At 62.8% G+C, this 16,568-nt stretch carries 14 protein-coding genes and 1 tRNA gene; 7 read left to right on the top strand and 8 right to left on the bottom strand.

Annotation, left to right across the window (positions count from 1 at the left end; translation table 11 throughout):
• Positions 1 to 629 precede the first annotated feature (629 nt).
• Entirely contained in the window at positions 630 to 1,541 is a 912-nt protein-coding gene (locus tag ACFSNN_RS21655; RefSeq protein WP_134455671.1) for an amidohydrolase family protein, read from the top strand.
• 147 nt (positions 1,542 to 1,688) lie between these two features.
• On the opposite strand, the gene ACFSNN_RS21650 is transcribed toward ACFSNN_RS21655, so the two are convergent.
• The 6 genes from ACFSNN_RS21650 to cysS form a co-directional block, all read right to left on the bottom strand.
• Positions 1,689 to 1,782: transfer RNA gene (locus tag ACFSNN_RS21650), tRNA-Ser, on the bottom strand.
• Positions 1,783 to 1,964: 182 nt separating this feature from the next.
• Entirely contained in the window at positions 1,965 to 3,215 is a 1,251-nt protein-coding gene (locus ACFSNN_RS21645; protein ID WP_134455670.1) for an aspartate kinase, read from the bottom strand.
• A gap of 385 nt (positions 3,216 to 3,600) precedes the next feature.
• Complete coding sequence (tilS, locus tag ACFSNN_RS21640; RefSeq protein ID WP_134455669.1) at positions 3,601 to 5,040, bottom strand: tRNA lysidine(34) synthetase TilS; 1,440 nt, start codon at positions 5,038 to 5,040, stop codon at positions 3,601 to 3,603.
• A 47-nt stretch (positions 5,041 to 5,087) separates the two neighbouring features.
• A complete protein-coding gene (locus ACFSNN_RS21635) occupies positions 5,088 to 6,059 on the bottom strand; it encodes an acetyl-CoA carboxylase carboxyltransferase subunit alpha (protein WP_007181378.1) in 972 nt (323 codons plus the stop codon).
• 123 nt (positions 6,060 to 6,182) lie between these two features.
• Positions 6,183 to 7,232 carry a DNA-3-methyladenine glycosylase family protein gene (locus ACFSNN_RS21630; protein ID WP_134455668.1) on the bottom strand — a complete coding sequence of 350 codons (1,050 nt, stop codon included), beginning with the start codon at positions 7,230 to 7,232 and terminating at the stop codon, positions 6,183 to 6,185.
• A gap of 47 nt (positions 7,233 to 7,279) precedes the next feature.
• On the bottom strand, positions 7,280 to 8,677 hold the full coding sequence (cysS, locus tag ACFSNN_RS21625) for a cysteine--tRNA ligase (protein ID WP_134455667.1): 1,398 nt from the start codon (positions 8,675 to 8,677) through the stop codon (positions 7,280 to 7,282).
• A 239-nt stretch (positions 8,678 to 8,916) separates the two neighbouring features.
• On the opposite strand from cysS, the gene ACFSNN_RS21620 reads away from it, so the two are divergent.
• From ACFSNN_RS21620 to ACFSNN_RS21605, 4 genes are all read left to right on the top strand, one after another.
• Entirely contained in the window at positions 8,917 to 9,681 is a 765-nt protein-coding gene (locus tag ACFSNN_RS21620) for a tetratricopeptide repeat protein (protein WP_134455666.1), read from the top strand.
• Positions 9,682 to 9,729: 48 nt separating this feature from the next.
• Positions 9,730 to 10,311 (top strand): peptidylprolyl isomerase, encoded by a 582-nt coding sequence (locus tag ACFSNN_RS21615; RefSeq protein ID WP_134455665.1) that lies wholly within the window; start codon positions 9,730 to 9,732, stop codon positions 10,309 to 10,311.
• Positions 10,312 to 10,460: 149 nt separating this feature from the next.
• Complete coding sequence (locus ACFSNN_RS21610) at positions 10,461 to 10,955, top strand: peptidylprolyl isomerase (protein ID WP_012433504.1); 495 nt, start codon at positions 10,461 to 10,463, stop codon at positions 10,953 to 10,955.
• Between the two features lie 48 nt (positions 10,956 to 11,003).
• On the top strand, positions 11,004 to 11,801 hold the full coding sequence (locus ACFSNN_RS21605; protein WP_134455664.1) for a UDP-2,3-diacylglucosamine diphosphatase: 798 nt from the start codon (positions 11,004 to 11,006) through the stop codon (positions 11,799 to 11,801).
• Between the two features lie 164 nt (positions 11,802 to 11,965).
• Here ACFSNN_RS21605 and cysE read toward each other — a convergent pair whose 3' ends face one another.
• Both cysE and ACFSNN_RS21595 read right to left on the bottom strand, forming a co-directional pair.
• Positions 11,966 to 12,799 carry a serine O-acetyltransferase gene (gene cysE, locus ACFSNN_RS21600; protein ID WP_134455663.1) on the bottom strand — a complete coding sequence of 278 codons (834 nt, stop codon included), beginning with the start codon at positions 12,797 to 12,799 and terminating at the stop codon, positions 11,966 to 11,968.
• A 208-nt stretch (positions 12,800 to 13,007) separates the two neighbouring features.
• Complete coding sequence (locus ACFSNN_RS21595) at positions 13,008 to 13,841, bottom strand: RNA methyltransferase (RefSeq protein ID WP_134458772.1); 834 nt, start codon at positions 13,839 to 13,841, stop codon at positions 13,008 to 13,010.
• 396 nt (positions 13,842 to 14,237) lie between these two features.
• Here ACFSNN_RS21595 and ACFSNN_RS21590 point away from each other — a divergent pair, with 396 nt between their 5' ends.
• Both ACFSNN_RS21590 and lplT read left to right on the top strand, forming a co-directional pair.
• Entirely contained in the window at positions 14,238 to 15,041 is an 804-nt protein-coding gene (locus ACFSNN_RS21590) for an inositol monophosphatase family protein (RefSeq protein WP_134455662.1), read from the top strand.
• Between the two features lie 201 nt (positions 15,042 to 15,242).
• Positions 15,243 to 16,541, top strand: a complete 1,299-nt coding sequence (gene lplT, locus ACFSNN_RS21585) for a lysophospholipid transporter LplT (protein ID WP_134455661.1) — start codon at positions 15,243 to 15,245, stop codon at positions 16,539 to 16,541.
• The last annotated feature ends 27 nt before the right edge of the window (positions 16,542 to 16,568 follow it).

The raw sequence follows: 16,568 nt of genomic DNA, 5'->3' as shown, positions 1-16,568 counted from the left end.
CAGGTTACGTCTCGTTACATCGGATAGGGTTTTGGTGAAAAAGCCATGGCGTGGTAATCAGAGCAAGGCGCAATGCGGGACGGTTCTGCTCGCAGCGCGCTCATGCAGCGATGGGTTCGGCATGCTGTGTATAGGCACGGCCAGGCACATGGTATTTGCGCAACTCACGTTGTAGTGTGTCGTCGATAACGTGTCCTCTTTCTCGGCAATGAGCGCGGTCTCGCCAACTTCCGCATGAGCGAGGGCAACCTGCAGGCGAGCGAGTTCGACCTGCAGGCAAACCACGCCCTGCTTCCAGTTGGTCGCCGCGCCATGGGCGACCGGCGTGCACCCACGCGATGTCGACTCGTCCGACACCACGTTGCGCTTTAATAATTCGGTTACCTATCTATCCCTGCCGAACCTCGCCGGCGCGCGATTTAACGCGGTGGCGGCGGCCGCGGATTCGCAGAATACTACCCGGTCATCGAGGCCGTTGCAGTTTGTGGGAATGGTTGGGGTTAAGGCCCGCGTTTTAAGAGTGATCTGGAGGGGCATTAATCAATGGCAGACCCGCAGAAGCGAGTCGTGCTAACCTCGCCGGACAAGCACTGTGCTTCAGTGCTGGCTCTCGTACGGAGACCTGGACAATGGACTGCGCCGCCTTGCCGATCCTTGACTGTCACCAACACTTCTACGACGCCCGACGCCTCCATTACCCCGTGTTCGCGACGCGCAGCGAAGGCTTCGAAGCGCTTGTCGGCGACTACGGCGCGCTCCCCCGCATCTACTTGCCCGACGACTACGCGCGCGACACGAGCACGTTGAATGTCGTGGGCACAGTCTGGGCGGAATTTATTTCGACCGACCCGGTGAACGAAGCATGCTGGGCCCAAGAGCTTGCGAACGCCACAGGACGCCCAAACGGCATCATCGCTCTGGTCGATTTTTCGAGTCCTGATCTGCCGGCCACGCTGGAAGCGTATGCGTCAGCGCAACGAATCCGTTGCGTTCGCCAACATCTGGGCTGGCATCCGACGAACCCAATGCTTCGCTATGCGCCGAGGCCGGACCTCATGTCGGACTCGGCATGGCGACATGGACTTGCGTCGCTGCGCGGGCGTAGTCTGATCTGCGAACTGGAAATGTTCGCGCCGCAACTGCCCGACCTTGCATCACTGGCGACGGCGTTTCCGGACATTCAGTTCGTGCTGCCCGTCATGGGTTGGCCACTCGATCTGACCAGCGAAGGCCAGACAGCATGGAAACGTGAAATGATCGCGGTGGGCGCGTGTTCCAATGTGGCGGTGAAAATATTCGGGCTGGAGTGCATCTTCGGCATTCATTGGACGGTCGCTCAGGTCCGGTCCTGGATACTCGAAACCATTGAAGTTTTTGGCCCCGATCGATGCATGTTTGCCAGTCATATGCCGATCAGCAAGCTAGCTTGCAGCTTCGAAAAACTGTATGGCGCGTACTTCGAGGTGATCGCGAAATTCACCGTTGCGGAGCAGCGAAGACTCCTGCATGACACGGCTGCGGCGATTTACAAGCTGAGCTAAATGTTGGTTGCGGGAGGACCGGATCGTGCATGCGCTCATGAGCGAGGTTAAAGCGACCCGTCTTCGTACTGATCCGCCCGAACTGCAACGCCCCAAAAAACAAAACCCCGCAGAGCCTAGACTCTGCGGGGTTCTCTCTACCACTTCTGGCGGAGACGGAGGGATTCGAACCCTCGATCCAGGTTTTGGCCCAGATGCTCCCTTAGCAGGGGAGTGCCTTCGACCTCTCGGCCACGTCTCCCAAACTTTCGGTCGCGCAGGGAGTCAGCGCGACGAAGCCAAGATAATAGCGGGCCGAACCGCGAAGGTCAATGACTGGCGGACAGTTTTTGTGCCAGTTTCGTCTTTGGCGACGCAAATTATTCACCTCGGCCACGCAAAACAAACGGGACGCTCTTGTACGCCCCGTTTATTCAAAGCTACTTACGCCTGATCCAGTTCGAACGCTTTATGCAGCGCGCGCACGGCGAGCTCCATGTACTTCTCGTCGATCAGCACCGAGATCTTGATTTCGGAGGTCGAGATCATCTGAATGTTGATGCCCTCCTCCGACAGTGTGCGGAACATCGTGCTCGCGATACCCACATGCGAGCGCATGCCGACGCCCACCACCGAGACCTTCGACACCTTCGGATCGCCCAGCACCTGCTCGGCCTGCACGTGGCCCTTCACCTGGCTCGTGAGGATGTCCATGGCGCGCTGATAGTCGCCGCGGCCGACCGTGAACGTGAACGCCGTCTTGCCTTCCACGCTCTGGTTCTGGATGATCATGTCGACGTCGATATTCGCGTCCGCCACCGGGCCGAGAATCTGATACGCGATGCCCGGCTTGTCGGGCACACCCATCACGGCGATACGAGCTTCGTCGCGCTGAAACGCGATGCCCGAGATGACTGCTTTTTCCATGGTCTCGTCTTCTTCAAAAGTAATCAGGGTGCCCGACTTCATTTCAGCGTCGAGCGGCATCAGCGGATCGGTCAGGCTCGACAACACACGCGTCTTTACCTGATACTTGCCGGCGAATTCCACCGAGCGGATCTGCAGCACCTTCGAACCCAGGCTTGCCATTTCCAGCATTTCTTCGAACGTCACGCGGTCGAGCCGGCGCGCTTCTTCCACCACGCGCGGGTCGGTCGTGTAGACCCCGTCGACGTCCGTGTAAATCAGGCACTCATCGGCTTTCAACGCGGCCGCGACTGCGACCGCCGACGTATCCGAACCGCCGCGGCCGAGCGTGGTGATGTGGCCGTCGGGATCGATACCCTGGAAGCCGGTGATCACCACCACCTTGCCCGCGTCGAGATCGCGCAGCACGCGCTCGCCGTCGATGTCGCTGATGCGCGCTTTCGTGAACGCGCTATCCGTTTTGACCGGCACTTGCCAGCCGGCGTAGCTGACCGCGTCGACGCCGGCTTCCTGCAGCGCGATGGCGAGCAGGCCCGAGCTGACCTGCTCGCCCGTGGCGGCGATCATGTCGAGTTCGCGCGGGCTCGGCTGACCCGTGATTTCTTTCGCGAGACCGAGCAAGCGGTTGGTTTCGCCGGACATCGCCGACGGCACGACGACCATCTTGTGGCCAGCCTTGTGCCATTTCGCGACGCGCTTGGCGACGTTCTTGATGCGCTCGACCGAGCCCATCGAGGTGCCGCCGTATTTGTGTACGATGAGTGCCATTGTCGTTCTGAACTGGAGGAGAAACCGCGCTGGCGCGCTGGAGACGACCGCACAAAAGCACAGAAGCGCAACGTCTTGTGAACGACGGCAGAGTGTGTGGCGGCGTAAATGCAGCACGCGTGCAGCACGCGCGGATTTGCCCGGGAATGATCGCTGATGGCTTACCGGAAACGACGGATCACGATCGAAAACCGACTAATTCAACAAAAGCGAAGGCGAAATCGGGTCGGGCAAACAAGTTAACGTACCCGATCGAGCGCAAAAAGACAAGCTGGAAAGGCTATTGGATCGCGCTGAATACGCGCTGCAAAGGGCTGTTTCGTGTGAGATTTGTGCCCTATTTCCGGATTCGCCGCACGAACAGTCGAGGCGTCCGACCGGCCGGTCAGGCGATCAGCAGATCCTCGCGCCAGACGATCCTGACACGTGATTCGGCCTCGTCGATCGGCTCCGGCAACACTGCGCGATTGACCCCAAGCCCTGGCACGAACAGCAGATCGCCGCCGATGTAAAGCAGCGGCACGTCGCGCTTCCACGCGGGAATACCGCGCTCCTGGAACAGGTTTTTCAACGTGCGGTTCGGTGCGCGAGGCGCGTCGCTCGTGCGCATGCGTTCGCCGCCGCTGCGCGAACGCGCGCTCAACATGGCACGTTGCAAAACGCTCACGGGAATCGTTGCGCCGCCCTCGCCAACTGCGGCGTCGGCGTCGGCGAATACGAACGTGCCGCGCCATTGCGGCAAGCGCCAGATCGACTCGCCTTGCCACGCGAGTTCGCTGACCGCGCGCGCGGCGAGCGCGGTTTCATCGGCGGGATCGTTGCTGTCTCCCGCTTCCCAATAGACCAGGCCGCGATAGCTGCGCAACGCCTGGCCCGCGTGATCGATCCGCAGACCATGACCCTCGCCCGCCGCGCCGATCTCACGCAACTGACGCAGCGCATCGCCAAGACGGGCGCTCGATGCGGCGACGAGGCCCAACGTACGCATCCAGTAACGCAGAAGATTGAGCGCGCGGTCGTCGTCGAATGCTAACAATGCATCGTGCGATAGAGCGCGTCCTGCGTCGCGTGACGCTTCTTGCATATCGATGCGCGCCAGCGCGTCGAGCAAACGCTGCGCCGACGCCGCGTGCGCCGCCGTGCGCGCGAGCGCGTCGCGAAAACCCGGAAAGTGGACGGCCAGCGCCGGCGTCACTTCGTGGCGCAATGCATTGCGCGCGTAGCGTGTATCGGCGTTCGACTCATCGTCGATCCAGCGTAACGCACGCTCGCTAGCGTATTGTTCGAGCTGCGCGCGCAGCAGATGAAGCAAAGGCCGCACGCGTGTGGCCAGCGCCCCCGCGGGCAAATACTCCGGCGCCATCGCGGCAAGTCCGGCGAGACCGGCGCCGCGCAGCAATTGCAACAACACAGTCTCAGCCTGATCGTCCGCGTGTTGCGCGAGCCACAGCGTGGCGACGCCGCGGGAAGCGCACATCTCGTCCAGCGCGCGATAACGCGCATCGCGTGCGGTGGCTTCGACGCTCACGCCCGCGTCACGCGACAGCTCGACGCGCTCGGCCGCGAACTCGACGCCACGCTCCCGCGCGAACGCCTCGCAGTGCGCGAGCCACGCATCGGCATGCGCGCTCAGCCCGTGATGCACGTGCAACGCAATACAACGCGAGGCGCCCGCGACACGCACTACGGCATCAAGCAGCACACTCGAATCGACGCCGCCACTGAAAGCGACCGCGATACGCGCGTTAGCTGAAAGCGTAGATAAAGAAAAGCCGACCGCCTCAAGTACGAGGCGGTCGGCTGGCGTTTCGGCGGTGAGAGTCACGTCGCTAGCGCGTTAAGCGCTGAAGGCGAAAGAGAACGCGCGCGGGCTTAAGCACCCGGCGTCGTTTCCTTGAACTTGCCATACGACATGAGCCGTTCGAAACGACGCTGACGCAGGTCGTTGATGCTCATGCCCTGGAACTGGCGCAGCGAGTCGGCGAGCGCACGGCGCAACATGGCGGCCATGCCTTTCGGATCGCGATGCGCGCCACCGAGCGGCTCGTTGACGATCTTATCGATCAGGCCGAGCGCCTTCAGACGATGCGCGGTCAGGCCGAGCGCTTCCGCGGCTTCCGGCGCTTTCGCGGCACTCTTCCACAGAATCGACGCGCAGCCTTCCGGCGAGATCACCGAATAGGTCGAGAATTGCAGCATCAGGACGCTGTCGCCGACCGCGATGGCCAACGCGCCGCCCGAACCGCCCTCGCCGATGATCGTCGCGATCAGCGGCGTCTTCAGCTCGGCCATCACGTACAGATTGCGGCCGATCGCTTCCGACTGGCCGCGCTCTTCCGCGCCGATGCCCGGGTACGCGCCCGGTGTGTCGATAAACGTAAAAATCGGCAAGCCGAATTTTTCGGCAAGACGCATCAGGCGTTCAGCCTTGCGATAACCTTCCGGACGCGGCATGCCGAAGTTGCGCAGCGCGCGCTCCTTGGTATCGCGGCCCTTCTGATGGCCGATCACCATGCACGCCTGGCCGTTGAAACGCGCGAGGCCGCCGACGATCGACAGGTCGTCCGCATAGTTGCGGTCGCCATGCAGTTCGTGGAAATCGGTGAACAGTTCGTTCACGTAGTCGAACGTGTACGGGCGTTGCGGATGACGGGCGATTTGCGAAACCTGCCACGGCGTGAGGTTCGCGTACAGATCTTTGGTGAGCTGTTGACTCTTCTTGGACAGCCGCTCGATCTCTTCCGAAATATCGACGGCCGAATCGTCCTGCACGAAGCGCAATTCTTCGATCTTCGCTTCGAGTTCAGCGATCGGCTGTTCGAAATCCAGAAACGTGGTCTTCATTGTTTGTAATCCTTGGACTTACCGGCAGCGCGTATTCTAACCGCGCGCGCCGATGTCAAAACCATCTCGCAACTATCAATTCATAACGATTGATAGCTTTTGGAATAGTCCCGTTTCTTTTTCTCAGTAGTCGACCGGCAACGGGTCGAGACTACGCCACATATACCAGGTGGCGACGGTGCGCCACGGCTCCCAGTTCGCGGCGACTTCGCGCGCTTCGCTGCGTGTGACAGGTTCGCCACTGAAGTAGTTGACGCTGATCGCACGAATCAGGCCCAGGTCGTCGAGCGGCAGGACGTCGGGGCGCGACAGGTTGAAGATCAGGAACATCTCCGCCGTCCAGCGGCCGATGCCGCGAATCTGCGTGAGTTCGGCGATCACCGCCTCGTCTTCCATCGACGTCCATTTGCCGACGTGCAGCGCGCCCGAAACGAAATGCTGCGCGAGATCGAGCACGTATTCGGCTTTGCGCTTGGACAACCCGCACGTGGTCAGCTTTTCAAGACCTAGCTTGATGAACTGCTGCGGCACCAGCTTCGGACACGCGGCCTCGACCTTCGCCCAGGCGGCTTGCGCGGACGCGACCGAAATCTGCTGCCCGACCACCGACCGCGCGAGCGTGACGAACGGATCGCCGCGACTCAGCAGATGCACCGGGCCGAACTTCGGAATCAGTTTCTTCAGAATGCGATCGCGCTTGACGAGGTCGGCACACGCCTTGTCCCAATAGGCCGGACGCGTGACTTCAGGCGTGAGACCCGCGATCTGCACCGGCACCGCGACTTCGCTCGTGCTCGCCGCTTCGCCGCCCGCGCTAGTCGACGCGCGTGTCTTGCGCACGACTTCGCCTTCGTGTCCCTCGACGGTGATGCGGGCGAGTTCCTGCACGTCGCCGGCCAGTTCTGCCGGCAACGCGCCATTGCTCTTCGCACGCGGCGGCTTCGCGCGCTTCACGACAGGCGCATGCGCCGACGCGCCGTTGAGCGCGCGCTTCGCGGCGGCTTTTTTCGCTGCGCCCGCTGCGGTCTTGGCCGCCACCCCGGCGACTTTCGACGATGCTTTCCCTACCACGCCGCCGCCCGTGCGAGCCGACGTGCGTGTCGACTTTGCCGCGGCTGGCGCGTTTGTTTGAGACGCGGCTCGTTTAGCCGGCGTCTTCGTGGCCGTTGCCATCCTGCCTCCTGCCTGGCGAGTCGATCAAAGGGTAAGTCGAGGTGCGCTCACACGCGCCGCCACTCGGTCGACCCGCCGGGTTTGTCTTCAAGTGCAACGCCGGCCTCGAGCAATTCGGCCCGGATCCGGTCTGCTGCCGCATAGTCCTTCGCCTGCTTGGCGGCCACGCGCGCCGCGATCTTCGCTTCGATCGCGGCGGGCTCGAGCGCGCCCTCAGCTGCAGCCCCCGCTGCCTGCTGCAGGTATGCACGCGGCTCGCGGCCGAGCAGTCCGATCACCGCGCCCAGCGAGCGCAATTGACGGGCCAGCGCGGGGTCGCGCGTGCGGTTCACTTCTGTTGCCAACTCGAACAACACCGACACTGCAACCGGCGTGTTGAAGTCGTCGTTCATTGCTGCCTGGAAACGCTGCGCATGCGCTTCGTTCCAGTCGAGTTCGGCGGCGTCCGGCGTGACGTCTTTCAGCGCGGTGTACAAACGCGCGAGGGCGTTGCGGGCGTCGTCGATATGCACGTCGCTGTAGTTCAACGGCGAGCGGTAATGCGCGCGTGCGATAAAGAAACGCACAACCTCGGCATCGTACTGCGCCAATACTTCGCGGATCGTAAAGAAGTTGTTCAACGACTTCGACATCTTCTCATTGTCGATCTGTACGTAGCCGTTGTGCATCCAGAAATTAACGAAGGTTTGACCGGTAGCAGCTTCACTTTGCGCTATTTCGTTTTCATGGTGCGGAAACTGCAGGTCCTGGCCGCCGCCGTGAATGTCGAAATGTTCGCCGAGCAATGTGCAGCCCATTGCCGAGCATTCGATATGCCAGCCGGGGCGGCCGCGCCCATACTTCGAATCCCAGCCCGTATCCGCGGGCTCTTCCGGCTTGGCCTGCTTCCACAACACGAAGTCGAGCGGGTCCTGCTTTGCGTCGTTCGCCGCGACGCGTTCGCCCGCGCGCAGATCTTCGAGCGACTTGCCCGACAGCTTGCCGTAGTTCGCGAACTTGCGCACCGCATAGTTCACGTCGCCGTCGCTCGCCTGATAGGCGTAGCCGTTCGCCTCGAGCTGCTCGATCATGCCGAGCATCTGCGGAATGAAATCCGTGGCGCGCGGTTCGAGGTCGGGCCGCTGGATGCCGAGCGCGTCCGCGTCTTCGTGCAATGCGTTGATGAAGCGATCGGTCAGCGCCTTGATGGTCTCGCCGTTCTCCACAGCGCGCCGGATGATCTTGTCGTCGATATCCGTGATATTGCGCACGTAGGTCACGTCGTAGCCGAGCGTGCGCAACCAGCGCTGCACGATGTCGAACACGACCATCACCCGCGCATGACCGACGTGACAATAGTCGTACACGGTCATCCCGCAGACGTACATCCGCACGACGCCCTCTTGCAGCGGCACGAAAGTTTGCTTGTCACGCGCGAGCGTGTTGTAGATGCGCAGTGATTCCATAGAGAACGGTGCGTGGGCCGAAAGAAATCCGCAATGTGTTTCATGCGCGGCGCGCCCCGCCAGTCAGGAACCGGACGGCGGGCGTGTCGCATACAGCAAAACCGGTGCACCTGGTGCGGCGGTCAGGCTGCGATCAAGGCGGAGACGACCACGAGTGGCGAAAAGACAGTTTGCGGTTCGACGGAACGCGCAGACCTTTTGTTAGAATGGGTCGGAGTATAACATCCAGACCTGAGCCTATGAAACCTTCAAGCGGCCGCGCGCGCAGCGCTGCGACCCTCGCCGCGACGGCCTTCGGTAGCGCCACGCGGGCCCTCACCTTGCGCGTCACCGTGGCGCTCGCCCTCGCGGCCGTGCCGGCCGCGGCCGCCTTTGCGCAGAAGACCGCCACGCTGCCGCAGGGCCCCGCCGTGCGCGACAACACGCCGGAAATCGACGCGTCGATCGCGCAGAAAAACTGGGCGGCCTCGCTGACCCAGCTCGACGCGCGCATTGCCTCGAATCCGCGCGACGCGCAAGCCAAATTCAAGCGCGGCACGGTGCTCGCCCACCTGAATCGCGACGACGAAGCCATCGCCGCGTTCACCGAACTCACGCAGACGTACCCCGAGTTGCCCGAGCCTTATAACAACCTCGCCGCGCTTTACGCGAAGCATGGTCAATATGCCGAAGCGCGCGCCGCGCTCGAAACGGCGACCAAGGTCAACCCGGGCTACGGCCTCGCCTACGAGAATCTCGGCGACCTGTATCTGCGCATGGCCAACGAGGCCTATCGCCGCGCGCAGAGCCTCGGCAAGGTGAGCCCCACCACCACGCAGCGTCTCGCGGACATTCAGAAAGTCATCTCGCCGGTCAGAACCGCGGCCCAGGCGAAACAGGCCGCCAGCACGGAAGACGACTACACCGCCCGCGCCACCTCGAACATGACGCAAACGCCGAGCTTCCAGTACGGCGGCGCGAATGGCTCGCTTGCCATGCCGCCCTACATGGCGCCGTCGAAGTAAAGCCATTACGCTTCGCGCAATACGTTTTTTCCAACCCTGAGGATCTTCATGAAATGGTTGATGTTGGCGCTCGGCAGCGCCGCCCTGATCGCAAACGCTCCCGCATTTGCCCAGTCCGGTTCGCAAGCCGCGCATCCGTCCGTCCTCTTCAAGACATCGGAAGGCGACATCCGCGTCGAGTTGTATCCTGAGAAGGCGCCAAAGACGGTCGCCAACTTCCTCGACTACGTGAAGTCCGGCCAGTACAGCGGCACGATTTTCCATCGCGTGATTCGTGGCTTCATGATCCAGGGCGGCGGCTACACGCAGAGCTTCGCGGAGAAGCCGACGCGCGCGCCGATTCAGCTCGAAAGCCGTAACGGTCTGAAGAACATGACGGGCACGCTCGCCATGGCGCGCACCAGCGACCCGAATTCGGCCACCGCGCAATTCTTCATCAACACGGTGGACAATGCCGGCCTCGACTATCCGAATCCGGACGGCAACGGCTACGCGGTGTTCGGCAAGGTCACGAGCGGCATGGACGTCGTGAAGAAGATCGAAGGCACGCCCACCACTTCGCGCGGCCCGATGGGCGACGTGCCGCAAAAGCCGGTCGTGATCGAGTCGGCCACGGTCGTCGGCAAGTAATCGCAGGACCAGCGCGCCATAGTCAGGCGCGCGCACGAGAAAAGCGTCAGCGCTCAATCCACGCCCCGGCGCGGCTGAAAGTCAAATCATGACAAATCGTGACGACTTGCCGCGCCTTTTACCCACCCTGTTCATCAAAGGATTCCATCATGGTTGAACTGCATACGAACCACGGCGTCATCAAACTCGAACTGGACGCTGAGAAGGCGCCGAAGTCGGTTGAGAACTTCCTCAACTACGTGAAGGCCGGCCACTACGACAACACGGTGTTCCACCGCGTGATCGACGGCTTCATGATCCAGGGCGGCGGCTTCGAACCCGGCATGAAGCAGAAGCCGACGGGCGAGCCGATCACGAATGAAGCAAACAACGGTCTGAAGAACGTCAACGGCTCGGTCGCCATGGCGCGCACGAACGACCCGCACTCGGCCACGGCGCAATTCTTCATCAACGTGAACGACAACGACTTCCTGAACCACTCGTCGCCGACGCCGCAAGGCTGGGGTTACGCCGTGTTCGGCAAGGTGGTCGAAGGCCTCGACATCGTCGAGAAGATCAAGAAGGTCAAGACGGGTTCGAAGGGCTTCCATCAGGACGTGCCGGCGGACGACGTGGTGATCGAAAAGGCTGTGATCGTCGACTAAGTGTCGTAGCGAGCATCGATTCGTTCGAACTGATATCAGGCACCTTCAATGCTGCAAGAAACGCCGCTGCGAAGCGTCGCCGCGGGCGTGCCTGGCGAGGGCAAACGCCCGCACGCCGCACGCCCGTTTTTTTTCCTCTCCGATATTCATCTGAGCGAGGCGATCCCGCACACGGTCGCCGCGTTCGAGCATTTCATCCGCTTCACGGCCGAACAGGCAGATTCGGTGTTCATACTCGGCGATCTGTTCGAGTACTGGATCGGCGACGATATGCTCGTCGAGCCGTTCGCCGAGCGCATGGCGGCGCTGCTGCATACGTTGTCGGAGCGCGGCATCGCGCTCTACATCATGCACGGCAACCGCGATTTTCTCCTGGGCAAGCGCTTCATGAAAGCAGCCGGCGCGATCTGGCTGCCCGATCCCTTCGTGATCACCGCATTCGGCACGCGCCTCGTGCTCGCGCACGGCGATGCCTTGTGCACGGCGGATCGCGGCTATCAAACGTTCCGGCGTTTTGCGCGCAACCGTTTCGCGCAGATGCTGTTTCTCGCGTGGCCGTTGCGCTGGCGTCAGAAGCTCGCTGAGAACATGCGCTCGAAAAGCGAGCAAGGCCGCGCGCGGCCGGTCTCGCCGAAGTACGACGTGACGGCGTCGGCGGTGGCTGCGTTATTCAAGTCGTCGAAAACGGCGACTCTCATCCATGGGCACACGCACCGGCCGGCGCGGCATCGCGAGCCGGGCGGCACGCGCTGGGTTCTGCCGGATTGGGATCTCGACCACGGCGAGCGCCGTGGCGGGTATTTGCGTATCGACGCTGAAGGGATTCGGGCGTTGCCGTTGGGTTGAAGGTGGCGGCGGTTGATTGCGCCCGTGTCGATGGATCACGTGCGCAAGGTAGTTCGGCACTGCTCCGGGCCACGCGTGCCGGCGTTGTTATGGCTACTCTCGCTCCCCGCCACGTTTAGCGTCGCTGTTAGCGCTGGCCTCGGCGGCGCGCACACGAATAACTTTCACCGCTCCGCTGCCACCGCGTCCACTTTCCCTGCAATCGCCGCCGACAACCGTCGCAGATCGAGCAACGCAGCATCCGCTCCTTGCAGTCCTTCGAGACTGGTACCCAGCCGCTCCAGCGCATCGACGATTTCGTCGATGCGTTTAGCTTGCGTCGCGGCGTGATCGATCAGCCCATGAATCGCCAGCGACACCGGATCGTCCGCGTTCGGTGTGATGCCGTATGCGCAGAAGCCGCTGCTCGCGGCGGCGCGTTTGCCGTCGCGCGCGGCGCCGTTGGAACCGGCGTTGGCCGCCGCTTCCGAAGCCACCGCGGCCGCCGGCACAATGATCCGCGCCGGATTGCCCACCGCCGTGCCGCGCGCCGGCACGGGCTTGGTCACCACCGCGTTCGAGCCGATCTTCGCGTCCGCGCCGATCGTGAAGCCGCCGAGCACCTTCGCGCCCGCGCCGACGATCACGCCGCGCTCGAGCGTCGGATGCCGCTTGGCGCCTCGCGTGAGCGAGGTACCGCCGAGCGTGACGCCCTGATAGATCGTGCAGTCGTCGCCGATCTGCGCGGTCTCGCCGATCACCACGCCCATGCCGTGATCGATGAACACGCGCCGCCCGAGCGTCGCGCCCGGATGGATTTCGATGCCAGTCGTGAAGCGCGCCATCTGCGAGATGAAACGCGCGAGCCAGCGGCGCCTCGCCTGCCAGCACGCGTGCGCGAGCCGATGCAGCACGAGCGCATGCAGACCCGGATAACACGTGAGGACTTCCCAGGCGCTGCGGGCGGCGGGGTCGCGCTCGCGGATCGTGGCGATGTCTTCGCGAAGTCTCGTGAACATGGCAGGGACTGTGTTGTGGGAGAAAGCGCCGCACGCGCAACCTGGCGCGCACGACGGCGTGGCTCGCCGCATAGCACGGCGGCAGCTTTGCTTAGAACGTCTTGGGGATTGTAGGGGGATTGCGGAAAACCTGCCGGAAGTCCACGCTGCCGGCGGGGTCGTCGCCGGCTAACGGGGAAGCATTCAGTTCAGGTACGGCACGCAGCCTTCAGGACGCGTCGTCCTTGGACTTGCTTTTCAACAGAATGTGTTTGGCGATGCCGCGCACGATATTCACTTCCTCGCGCTCGAGACCCGAGCGCGCAAAGAGACGCCGCAGGCGCGACATCAGCTTCTTCGGATTGGCCGGATCGAGAAAGCCGAGCGCGACCAGCGCGCTTTCCAGATGCGTGAACATGCTTTCGATTTCGTCGCTCGCGGCGCGCGCACCGACGGGCTCGCCATCGCCCGCTGCCGCCTGAGGCGCGGCTTGCACCGCAGCGGCGCCGCTCTCGGCCGACAGATACATCGTGCGCAGTTCATACGCCAGCACCTGCACGGCCTGCGCGAGATTGAGCGAACTATAGGCCGGATTGGCGGGAATATGCGCAAGCGCGCTGCAGCGCTCGACATCCTCGTTCGACAAACCCGTGCGCTCGTTGCCGAACACCAGCGCGATCTCGCCATGCACCGCCTGTTCACGCGCAATGCCGGCCGCGGCACGCGGCGTCCATTGCGGCGGCCCGTATTCGCGCAGCCGCGCGGTCAGCGCGATCGACCAGTGCACGCCGCTCAAGGCATCGGCGAGGGTCGGCACAACGTGCGCGGACGCCAGCACTTCGTCGGCACCGCTTGCCATGGCGATGGCTTCAGGATCGCTTTGCACGTGCGGCACGCGCGGCGACACAAGGACGAGTCGCGAGAAACCCATGGTTTTCAGCGCGCGCGCCGCAGCGCCGACGTTGCCCGGATGGCTCGGCTCGACCAGCACGAAGCGCGTCGAGGTGAAGCCGCCGCGCAGTTCGGCTACGGCAGGATCGGAGGAATGGTGGGTGTGGTCCACAATGGAATTCTGCAAGCTAAAGACGCGTATGGTAGCGCCAACGCCGCTGGCGGTCCGAAATCGGCGCAGATGCGCATGCCGATGCGTACGGCAATGCGCCTGCCAATGCCGGGCCGAGCCGCGTAAAACTTCATCAGGCTGGCCGCCGGCCCGCAAACGCTGCCGCGGCGTCCGGACTCAGGTAAAATACCGGAATTCGCGCCCTGCTTTGCCGTTCGGCACTGCATGAACGCCTCGTTCTTATCCAATTCGTCTCCGTCGGCGGAATGCGCACCGGTTGTACCGGGCGAGTGTTCCGTGCTGTTTTCGCGCTTCTTAGAGGGCGCCCAATTAGCGCAGGTTAGCGCTCAATTACCGGCCAGCAGCCGTGCTGCCCCGGCACAAGGATCCAGTCTCATGCATCCCATGCTCAATATCGCTGTGAAAGCCGCGCGCCGCGCTTCGCAGATCATCACCCGCGCTTCGCTCGATCTCGATCTGGTTCAGGTCAGCAAGAAACAGCACAACGATTTCGTCACGGAGGTCGACAAAGCGTCTGAAGCGGCGATCATCGACACGCTCAAGACCGCCTACCCCGATCACGCGATCCTCGCCGAAGAATCCGGCAAGTCGGATAACGAGTCCGAATACCAGTGGATCATCGATCCGCTCGACGGCACCACCAATTTCATCCACGGTTTTCCGTACTACTGCATCTCGATCGCGCTCGCTCACAAGGGCATCGTGACGCAGGCCGTGGTCTACGATCCGACCCGCAACGACCTGTTCACCGCCTCGCGCGGCCGCGGCGCGTTCCTCAACGATCGCCGCATCCGCGTGGCCAAGCGCGATCGTCTGGCCGACGGCCTGATCGGCACCGGCTTCCCATTCCGCGAAAGAGACGGCCTCGAAGCGTACGGCCGCCAGTTCGCTGAAATGACCGAAGCCTGCGCCGGCCTGCGCCGTCCGGGCGCCGCCGCCCTCGATCTGGCGAACGTCGCCGCCGGCCGCATGGACGGTTTCTTCGAGCAAGGCCTGAATGCGTGGGACGTTGCCGCGGGCAGCCTGCTGATCACGGAAGCCGGCGGCCTGGTCGGCAACTACACGGGCGATTCGGATTTCCTGCACGTTGGCGAAATCGTCGCGGGCAACGCGAAGGTCTACGCGCAGATGATCCCGATCCTGTCGCGCTACAGCCGCACGCGTCAGCAAGCGGCATAAGCCCTGCGAGGGCGGCGCCAGCAAGCGGAACATGAAAAAGCGGCTTCGGCCGCTTTTTCGTTGGCGCGCCTGCATGCGGCGGGCGTTCGTGCTACAAAGCGGGATGCCGCGCCGGCGCACGTCATTGCCGGCTGCGTTTCGCGCGTTTTTCGCTGCGCCCCGCTTTGCGCCTGACTTCTCGCGCAGCTTCCAATCCGCTTCATGAAAAAAGGCTTCTACACAATCATCGCGGCGCAGTTTGTTTCGTCGCTGGCGGACAATGCACTGTTGATCGCGGCCATCGCGCTGCTCTCCGTGATTCGCTCGGCCGCCTGGGTCACGCCGCTGCTGCAGATTTTCTTCACCGTTTCGTACGTGCTGCTCGCGCCGTTCGTCGGCGCTTTCGCCGACTCGATGCAAAAGCGGCACGTCATGTTCATCTCCAACGCGTTGAAGGCGAGCGGCTGCCTGATGATGATCGCGGGCGTTCACCCGATGATTGCCTACGGCGTGGTCGGCTTCGGCGCGGCCGCGTATTCGCCGGCCAAATACGGCATCCTCACTGAACTGCTGCCCGCGGAAAAACTCGTCAAGGCCAACGCATGGCTCGAATCGGCCACCGTGCTGTCGACCATCGTCGGCACGATGGTGGGCGGCGCGTTGATCAGCACCTTCGCCGACAAATTCGTCGCGCACGCGCATCTGCCGCTGATCCGTTCCTCCGCCGATCTCGCCATGTTCGCGACGATGGTGACCTATGCGATCGCCGCCGCGATCAACATCTTCATTCCCGACACGGGCGCGCGTTATGAAAGTCGCCTGAGCGAACCGAAAAAACTGGTCGGCGATTTCTATCATTGCTTCAACGTGCTGTGGGCCGACAAACTCGCGCAGATCGCGCTGTGGGTGACGACCCTGATGTGGGGCGGCGCGGTCACGCTGCAATTGCTGGTGCTCAAGTGGGCCAACGTGAACCTCGGGCTGTCGCTCTCGAAGGCGGCGGTCATGCAAGGCGTCACGGGTCTCGGCATCGCGGTCGGCGCAGCGGCGGCGGCCGCGCTGATTCCGTTGCGCAAATCGCTGCGCGTCTTGCCGGTCGGCATTCTGACCGGCGCGGTGGCGATCGCCATGGCCTTCTACAACAAGGATCTGTTCCCGCCGGGCTCGGGCATTCGAATCGGCACATACGTGCTGCCGTTTTACATTCTGCTCGCCTATCCGCTGATGATTCTGCTCGGCGCGCTATCGGGCTTTTTCATCGTGCCGATGAACGCGATTCTTCAGCATCGCGGCGCGACGCTACTCTCCGCGGGACATTCGATCGCGGTGCAGAATTTCAACCAGAACCTCGCCGTGCTGCTGATGCTCGGCGTCTACGCGCTGCTGCTTACGGCGAAGATGCCGGCGCAGTGGATCATCGTGGTGTTCGGCACGTTCATCACCTTCATGATGTGGCTTGCAAAGCGGCGTAGCACGGTGAATGAACGCACAGTGGACATGCGGGCCATGGTGGAAGAATGACGTGGTTTTGCGGGTGAGGCGGGAGCG

The organism is Paraburkholderia dipogonis, from assembly GCF_042680985.1.
GTDB lineage: Bacteria > Pseudomonadota > Gammaproteobacteria > Burkholderiales > Burkholderiaceae > Paraburkholderia > Paraburkholderia phytofirmans.
The sequence above is the reverse complement of the archived record's forward strand: the minus strand, read 5'-3'. Positions and strand labels throughout refer to the sequence as shown.